The sequence below is a fragment of the Acidithiobacillus sp. TH-A36 genome (assembly GCF_057473445.1).
Genome location: NZ_JBYCKP010000312.1, coordinates 1 through 1,111 on the forward strand (window position 1 = coordinate 1; position 1,111 = coordinate 1,111).

Annotated in this window: 1 protein-coding gene and 1 pseudogene; both read left to right on the forward strand. The window is 56.1% G+C overall.

The window, feature by feature from the left end:
• A pseudogene (gene trpD / locus AC2VLY_RS08320) lies at positions 1 to 368 on the forward strand (anthranilate phosphoribosyltransferase); the annotation flags it as partial.
• A 9-nt stretch (positions 369 to 377) separates the two neighbouring features.
• Positions 378 to 1,111 (forward strand): indole-3-glycerol phosphate synthase TrpC (gene trpC / locus AC2VLY_RS08325; RefSeq protein ID WP_486922082.1); only part of this gene is annotated, 734 nt, incomplete at its 3' end.

The window sequence follows — 1,111 nt, forward strand, 5'->3', positions numbered from 1 at the left end:
ACGTACTGGTGGTTCATGGTCATGACGGTCTGGATGAAATCAGTCTTTCTGCCCCCACGGACATGGCCGAACTGAAGGATGGGGTGATTTCGCGCAGTCGGATTCAGCCGGAGGACTTCGGTATTGCGCGCGCGCCGCTGGCCAGCCTGCAAATCAACAGCGTAGCAGAAGCATTGTCGGCCGCCGAAGAAGTCCTGCAAAACCGGGCGGGACCGCGCCTGGATGTGGTTTTACTGAACGCCGGGGCCGCGCTTTATGCGGCAGATGTGGTACCCGATATGGCGGTTGGTGTGGTGTTGGCAAGAGACATTTTGAAGTCAGGCGCTGCCTGGAGTAAATGGCAGGAATTACTGGGCAAAAACCAATAAAGGATCCGTATGACGGACATACTCCAGGAAATCATTACCCGCAAACACGCTGAAGTCATTGAACGCAAGGCCCGTCTTGGTTTGGCTGAATTGCAGGAATCCGTAGCCCTGAGCGGGCCAGCCCGTGATTTCATCGGCTCTATCCGCAGTAAAATCAGTGCCGGGCAAGCCGCAGTCATCGCCGAAATCAAAAAGGCCTCCCCTTCCGCAGGCATTATTCGGGAAGATTTCAATCCTGTCAGCATAGCCCAGGATTACGTAGCCCACGGCGCGGCCTGCCTGTCGGTGCTGACGGATGAGCATTATTTTCAGGGCGCCGACATTTACCTGTCGGCTGCCCGGGAAGCCTGTTCCATTCCGGTGCTGAGAAAGGATTTCTGCATTGATCCCTATCAGGTCTGGGAAGCACGCGCCATTGGCGCGGATGCCATCCTCCTCATTGTCGCGGCATTGTCGGATGAACAACTGCAAACCCTGGAAGAATCTGCCCACTCCCTGGGTATGGCCGTACTGGTCGAAGTACACAACGGTGCAGAACTCCAGCGTGCCCTGAAATTGCGTACTCCATTGATTGGCATCAACAACCGCGATCTGCATCGCTTCGTGACCGATATTGAAACCACCCTGCAGTTACTTCCACAGGTACCCGAAGACCGCATTGTGGTCACCGAAAGCGGCATTCGCCAGGTTGAGGATGTCCTGCAACTGCGTGCGGCGGACGTCAACGCTTTCCTCGTCGGCGA